This is a genomic window from Rhabdonatronobacter sediminivivens (genome assembly GCF_013415485.1).
GTDB classification, from domain to species: Bacteria; Pseudomonadota; Alphaproteobacteria; order Rhodobacterales; family Rhodobacteraceae; genus Rhabdonatronobacter; species Rhabdonatronobacter sediminivivens.
This window is the reverse complement of the sequence record NZ_JACBXS010000080.1, coordinates 1-6,287: the sequence shown is the minus strand read 5'-3', so window position 1 is coordinate 6,287 and position 6,287 is coordinate 1. Positions and strand designations below refer to the sequence as shown.

Annotated in this window: 10 protein-coding genes; 9 read left to right on the top strand and 1 reads right to left on the bottom strand. The window is 66.4% G+C overall.

The annotated features are described in order from the left end of the window. Positions 1-94: 94 nt before the first annotated feature. The gene (locus HUK65_RS17840) at positions 95-1,417 is read right to left on the bottom strand and encodes a FliI/YscN family ATPase (protein WP_235442253.1); all 1,323 of its coding nucleotides are present in this window, start codon (positions 1,415-1,417) and stop codon (positions 95-97) included. Between the two features lie 94 nt (positions 1,418-1,511). On the opposite strand from HUK65_RS17840, the gene HUK65_RS17835 reads away from it, so the two are divergent. From HUK65_RS17835 to HUK65_RS17795, 9 genes are all read left to right on the top strand, one after another. Next, positions 1,512-1,886, top strand: coding sequence for a FlgB family protein (locus HUK65_RS17835; RefSeq protein WP_179907615.1), 375 nt, complete (start codon positions 1,512-1,514; stop codon positions 1,884-1,886). A 14-nt stretch (positions 1,887-1,900) separates the two neighbouring features. Continuing rightward, positions 1,901-2,299 carry a flagellar basal body rod protein FlgC gene (gene flgC / locus HUK65_RS17830; RefSeq protein ID WP_179907614.1) on the top strand — a complete coding sequence of 133 codons (399 nt, stop codon included), beginning with the start codon at positions 1,901-1,903 and terminating at the stop codon, positions 2,297-2,299. Positions 2,300-2,389: 90 nt separating this feature from the next. Further along, positions 2,390-2,674 carry a flagellar hook-basal body complex protein FliE gene (fliE, locus tag HUK65_RS17825; RefSeq protein WP_179907613.1) on the top strand — a complete coding sequence of 95 codons (285 nt, stop codon included), beginning with the start codon at positions 2,390-2,392 and terminating at the stop codon, positions 2,672-2,674. A gap of 3 nt (positions 2,675-2,677) precedes the next feature. After that, the gene (locus tag HUK65_RS17820; RefSeq protein WP_179907612.1) at positions 2,678-2,944 is read left to right on the top strand and encodes a flagellar biosynthetic protein FliQ; all 267 of its coding nucleotides are present in this window, start codon (positions 2,678-2,680) and stop codon (positions 2,942-2,944) included. 4 nt (positions 2,945-2,948) lie between these two features. Beyond that, the gene (locus tag HUK65_RS17815) at positions 2,949-3,665 is read left to right on the top strand and encodes a flagellar hook-basal body complex protein (protein WP_179907611.1); all 717 of its coding nucleotides are present in this window, start codon (positions 2,949-2,951) and stop codon (positions 3,663-3,665) included. Between the two features lie 35 nt (positions 3,666-3,700). After that, complete coding sequence (gene flgG, locus HUK65_RS17810; RefSeq protein WP_179907610.1) at positions 3,701-4,486, top strand: flagellar basal-body rod protein FlgG; 786 nt, start codon at positions 3,701-3,703, stop codon at positions 4,484-4,486. Then, a complete protein-coding gene (gene flgA / locus HUK65_RS17805; protein ID WP_179907609.1) occupies positions 4,486-4,935 on the top strand; it encodes a flagellar basal body P-ring formation chaperone FlgA in 450 nt (149 codons plus the stop codon). Before flgG ends, flgA begins: the two co-directional genes overlap by 1 nt. 19 nt (positions 4,936-4,954) lie before the next feature. Then, positions 4,955-5,683, top strand: a complete 729-nt coding sequence (flgH, locus tag HUK65_RS17800) for a flagellar basal body L-ring protein FlgH (RefSeq protein ID WP_179907608.1) — start codon at positions 4,955-4,957, stop codon at positions 5,681-5,683. A gap of 26 nt (positions 5,684-5,709) precedes the next feature. Continuing rightward, positions 5,710-6,189 carry a flagellar basal body-associated FliL family protein gene (locus HUK65_RS17795; RefSeq protein WP_179907607.1) on the top strand — a complete coding sequence of 160 codons (480 nt, stop codon included), beginning with the start codon at positions 5,710-5,712 and terminating at the stop codon, positions 6,187-6,189. Positions 6,190-6,287: the final 98 nt, after the last annotated feature.

The window sequence follows — 6,287 nt, the reverse complement described above, 5'->3', positions numbered from 1 at the left end:
AAGGCACGCAGAAACGCAAGCACCTGAAAACCAAAACACAACAAAATCAACGGGCGCCGATACAACCGGCGCCCGTTAGCATGCGCGGCGGCGCTTAGCGCTTCGGCGGGGCGGGTGCGTCCAGATGGCGCGACAGGATGGCGAAGCTCTGGGCGATGCCGCCGGGAGAGTCGCGGCCGACAAAGGCATCGAGGTCCGGCCAGACATGGATGGCGCGGTCCACCAGCGGGTCCGAGCCCGCCTCGTACAGCCCGGCCTGGATCATCATCTCGGCCCGGTCATAGGCACCCAGCAGGCGGCGGGCCTCGGCGATGCGGGCGTTTTCCTCGGGCGTGGCGGCGGCGGGCAGGCTGCGCGAGACCGACCGCAGCACATCCACTGCCGGAAAGCGGCCCCGTTCGGCGATGGCACGGTCCATGACCACGTGCCCGTCCAGCACCCCGCGCAGGGTGTCCGCCACCGGCTCTTCCATATCCGAACCCGGCACCAGAACCGTGAAGAGCGCCGTGATCGCGCCCTGTCCCTGCGCCCCGGGTCCGGCGCGTTCGGCCAGGGACATGACCGTATGCGACAGCGACGGCGGATAGCCGCGCAGGCTGGCCGGTTCGCCTGCGGCCAGCGCCACCTCGCGGTGCGCTTCGGCAAAACGGGTGATGCTGTCGGCCAGCAGAAGGACATGGCGCCCCTGGTCGCGAAAATGCTCGGCCACGGCCATGGCCGCCCAGCCGCAGCGCCGTCGTACCAGAGGTGAGCGATCCGAGGTTGCGGCCACAACCACCGTCCGCGCCAGTCCCTTCGGGCCCAGCACATCTTCGACGAAATCGCGCAATTCGCGGCCGCGTTCGCCGATCAGGGCGATCACCACCACATCCGCCTGCATGGATGTGGCGAATTTTCCCAGCAACATGGATTTGCCGACACCAGACCCCGCAAACAGGCCCATCCGCTGTCCTTCGACAAGGGGCAGCATGGTGTCGAACACGGCCATGCCCGTGGCCAGCCGCCTGCCCAGTCGCCCGCGTTGGACAGGGTCGGGGGCGGGGCTGCGCAGGGGGCGGCTGTGCGGGCCGGGCAACAGGGGGCGACCGTCCAGCGGGGCCCCGAACGGATCCACGATCCGTCCGATCCAGCTGTCATCCGGGGCGATTCCCACAGGCCCTTCCAGCACCGCCAGATCGCCCACCGCCACGCCGTCGCCCGCATCCTCGGGCAGCACACGAACCGATTCGCGGTCCAGGCCAAGTACCTCGGCCGAAAGCGCCCCGCCGCCGGCAGGATCTATCCGCACCCGGTCGCCCATGCGCGCGTCGCCCGCCAGACCTGCGAGCGAAATGACGCCGTTTTCCATGGCTTTGACCCGCCCGCAGCGGGCAAAGGGACGAATGCTGGCCAGGCCTGCATGCAGTTGATCGAACATCTTCATTCTCCTGATCATGGCCGTTGGGGTGGGCAATTACGGTTTCTAAAGGAATCACCCTTAAGGCTTGGTGTAGACAAAGGGAGAACCCCGGATGCTTACGCCAGACATCATGCAGCTTGCCCAGAATTCCGCGCTTCATGCCGCGGCGCGCCAGGGCGTGATTTCCACAAATATCGCCCATGCCGACACGCCCGGTTACCGCGCCAGGGTCCTGCCGGAATTCGGCGCGATGATGCGGGGCTTCGAACCCTTGCGCGCCACGCGTCCGGGACACCTGAGTTCCGATGGCCATGTTTCAGCCCAGGCCCGGCCGGAGCGCGCGCCCGCCACCCAGAAACCCAATGGCAACACTGTATCGCTGGAGCATCAGATGATGCAGGCCGCCCGCGCGCGGCTGGATCATGAAACCGCCCTGTCGGTCTATTCCAGCGCCCGCAACATCCTGCGCGCCAGCCTTGGCCGATAATCAGAGGCACTCCCATGTCCGATCTTTTCAGCAGTTTCGCCCAATCCGCCTCGGGGATGCAGGCCCAGGCCAGCCGCCTGCGCCATGTGTCCGAAAACATCGCCAATGCCGACACCCCCGGCTACCGCCGCAAGACGGTGGAGTTCCGCCAGGCCGCCGCAGGCTGGTACGCCAATGATCGCCCAGGCGTGGAACTGGGCCCGGTGCGGCTGGACCGGCGTGATCTGCCCATGATCTATGACCCGGGTCATGCGCTGGCCGATGACACCGGCCATTACCTGGGATCGAATGTCGATCTAATCCTTGAAGTTGCCGACGCGCGCGAAGCGCAGCGCAGCTATGAGGCCAATCTGCGCATGTTCGACCAGGCGCGGCAGATGTCCCAGGGATTGCTGGAACTCCTGCGCCGATGATTTCAGCCGCGGCGGAATCTCCGCCGCGTGACATTGCATGTCCAGCGCCATCTGCCCTGCAGGGCGCCCGCTTCAGAAGGAGACCCCGAAATGGATATCACCTCAGTCGCTGCGGCCCGTGTCTACGGTGCCGCCCGCCCCGCTACGGCCCCCGACCCCGCCGGTGCGCCACAGGCCATGTCCAAGGCCGCCGGAAGCTTCGCCGAAACCCTGGCCCGCGGGGAACAGACCGCCAACGCAACCCTGGTCGAAGGCGCGGATCCCCACAACCTGATCACCGCCCTGGCCGAGGCAGAACTGGCCGTCGAAACCGCGGTGACCGTGCGCAACAAGGTGGTTGAGGCGTATCTGGAAATCCTGCGGATGCCGGTCTGAGCCATGAGCGAAGCGGAATTCTTCGACACCATGCGCCAGGGACTTTTGGTTGCGGTGATGATCTCCACCCCGATTCTGGCCGCGGCCCTGATCTCGGGGGTGACGGTGGGCCTGTTTCAGGCGCTGACCTCGATCCAGGAGATGACGCTGACCTTCGTGCCGAAGCTTGCGGCCATCATCGCCGTCTTCTGGCTGTCCATGAGCTTCATGTCCTCGACCCTGGTGGCCTTCTTCCAGACCCATATCGTCCCCCTGATCGCCGGAGGCTGACCCGATGGACAATGCAACCTATGTCGCCCTGACCCGCCAGACGGGGCTGGCCCGCGAAATGCAGGTCATCGCCCATAACATCGCCAATGCCGACACCACCGGATTCCGGCGTGAAGGGGTGGTGTTTTCGGAGTTCGTCCGCGGGCTGGACGGGCCTGAGGAATCGCTTTCGATGGCCCTGGGCGACACGCGCCAGATCATCCAGACCCAGGGCGCATTGATCCAGACCAACGGCACCTTCGATCTGGCGATCGAGGGGGAGGGCTTTTTCCTGGTCGAAACCCCGCGCGGCGAACGGCTGACGCGCGCCGGAACCTTCACCCCCAAGCCCGCCGGGGAACTGGTGAACATGGACGGTCATCGCCTGCTTGATGCCGGAGGGGCGCCGATCTTCGTGCCGCCCGATGCGCAGGGGATTGCCGTGGCGCGCGATGGCACCATGTCCGCCGATGGCCAGCCCGTGGCGGAAATCGGCCTGCACCGGCCCATCGACCCGCTGGACCTGCAGCGCGAAGCCGGCGGCCTGTTCCGGGTGGAGGAAGGGTTCGAGCCGATCGAGGCGCCGGTGATCGTGCAGGGCTTTATCGAAGGGTCCAACGTGGACCCGCTGACCGAAGTGTCGCGCATGATCGCCGTGCAGCGCGCCTATGAGCAGGGCCAGCGCCTGCTGGAGCGTGAAGACGAACGCCAGCGCAACGTGATCCAGACGCTTGGCCGCTAAGGGCCAAGCACCAGGCACCGTATGGGAGAGACCGGATGAAAGCCCTCCAGATCGCCGCTTCGGGGATGAGCGCGCAGCAGCTGCGCGTCGATACCATCGCCAACAACCTCGCGAATATGAGCACCACCGGCTATAACGCGCGCCGGGCTGAATTCGCCGATCTGCATTACCAGCAACAGACCCGCGCCGGGGCCATCAGCGCCACCGACGGCTCCATGCTGCCCACCGGGGTTCAGGTGGGGCTGGGGGTGCGTCCGGCGGCGGTCAGCATGCATCTGGCGCAGGGCGCCTCGGCCATGACCGGGGGCGAGCTGGACGTGGCCATCGAAGGGCGCGGAATGCTGGAGGTGGTCCTGCCCGACGGGCGCGCCGCCTATACCCGCGACGGCGCCCTGCACCGCACCGGCGACGGGCTGATCGTCACCTCGGACGGGTTCGAGGTCGCCCCCGGCATCACCATACCCAATGACGCCCGCGCCCTGTCCATCAATGCCGAGGGCGAGGTCTGGGCCTATTTCCGCGACCGGATCGAACCCGAACGGCTGGGCCAGTTCGCACTTGCCAGCTTCACCAATGAAAAGGGGCTGGAGGCGATCGGCTCGAACCTGTTCGTGGAGACCGAGGCCTCGGGGCCGGCCTTCGTGGGGGATCCGGGCACCGACGGGCTGGGCACGCTGCGGCAGGGGTATCTTGAGGAAAGCTCGGTCGATGCGGTGCGCGAAGTGACCGAGCTGATCAAGGCCCAGCGCGGCTATGAGTTGAACGCCAAGGTGATCACCGCCGCCGATCAGATCCTTGCGGCCACCACGCAGGTGCGGTGATGACCCGGCAGCGTATCCTGCAGGCGGCGCGGGCACTTGCCCTGATCCTGCCGGTGCTGGTGCCACTTCCGGCGCTGGCCGAGGCATTGGTCACCACGCGGCTGGTCCGGGCGACCGAAGTGCTGGGCCCGGATGATGTGACCCGTTCGGCCCACAGCGTGCCGGGGGCAGCGACGCAGGCCGTGCAGGTGCTGGGCCTGGAGGCGCGCGTGGCGCTTTACCCGGGCCGCCCCGTGCTGCTGAGCGATCTGGCCCCGGCGGCGCTGGTGGAGCGCAACCAGACCGTGCGGCTGGTCTATCGCCGCGGCGGGCTTCTGATCATGACCGAGGCCCGTGCCCTGGGCCGCGCGGCATTAGGAGAAGAGGTGCGGGTGATGAACCTGTCCTCGCGCAACAGCCTTACCGGAACCGTGACCAATGACGGCACGGTCGAAGTCTTTGCAAACTGACAACACCATGGGGGCTTCGATGCGCCGTTTTCTGCTATTGCTGTGCGTTCCGCTGGTTCTGGCCGCCTGCCAGCCGCTGAGTGAGGTCGGGCGTGCCCCGGAGTTCACGCCCACGGGGGACACATTCTCGCATCAGGCACTCTATAACGTGCCGCTGCCGGAACGTACCGACCGCCGCTCGGCCACCGATGGCGCCTCGCTCTGGTCGGCCAGCCAGCGTTCGCTGCTGGGCGACCGGCGCGCCGGGCGGCAGGGGGATATCATGACCGTGGTGATCGAAATCGACGACCGGGCCGAGATGTCCAGCAATTCGGGGCGCAATCGCAGCGGGTCGCAATCCATGGGTGTGCCGCAGTTCTTCGGGTTGCCTCAGCTTCTGAACCGGCGGCTGGCGGGGGATGCCCAGGCGGGCAATCTGATTGAAACGCAGAACAACAGTGCCTTTGCGGGTAGCGGGTCGATCCAGCGCAACGAACGCCTGACCCTGCGCATTGCGGCAACGGTGGTGGAGCGCCTTCCCAATGGTGTGCTGCGGATCGAGGGCAGCCAGCAGGTCCGGGTGAACCATGAACTGCGCGACCTGGTGGTCACGGGCTTCGTTCGCCCCGAGGATATCTCGCGCCAGAATGAGATCACCTATGACAAGATGGCCGGCGCGCGGATCAGCTATGGCGGGCGGGGCATCATCTCGACCGTGCAGCAACCGCGCTATGGCGAACAGATCACGGAAATCATCAGCCCGTTCTGAACGCGGCCGGCAGGGAGACAGGCGCCATGATCAAGATCCTTTCCATAATCATCGTCCTTGCCGGATTGCTGGGGGGAATGGCGGCGGGCCACATGCTGCGCCCCGTCCCCGAACCCGCCGAGGCCGAACCCGATGCCGAGGCCGAAATGGAACCGGCGGCGCAATCCGCCCAGCCCGCGGATGTGTTTGAGGTGGTGCAAATGGCGGATCAGTTCGTGGTGCCGCTGTTGCGGGGGGGCAATGTCGATGCCCTGATGGTCATCAACCTGAGCCTGGAACTTGGAAAGGAGGCCGAGCAACGCCTGCAGCGGCTGGAACCCCGCCTGCGCGACCGTTTCCTGCAGGTGCTGTTCGACCATGCCAACAGCGGCGGCTTCGATGGTGCCTTTACCTCGAACAGCGCCATGACCACCCTGCGCGCCAGCCTGCGCGAGGCGGGCCGCGATGTCCTGGGCCCCGATGTATGGGGGGTGCTGATCACGGATCTGTTCCGGCGCGACGTATGATACGAAATCCGTTTGATCAGCTCGGTTGGACGCGGCCGGGCCACCAGTGGAAGCCGGATTGGGCTTTGATGCGTTCGCGGTTGGCGTGGAGTGCGATG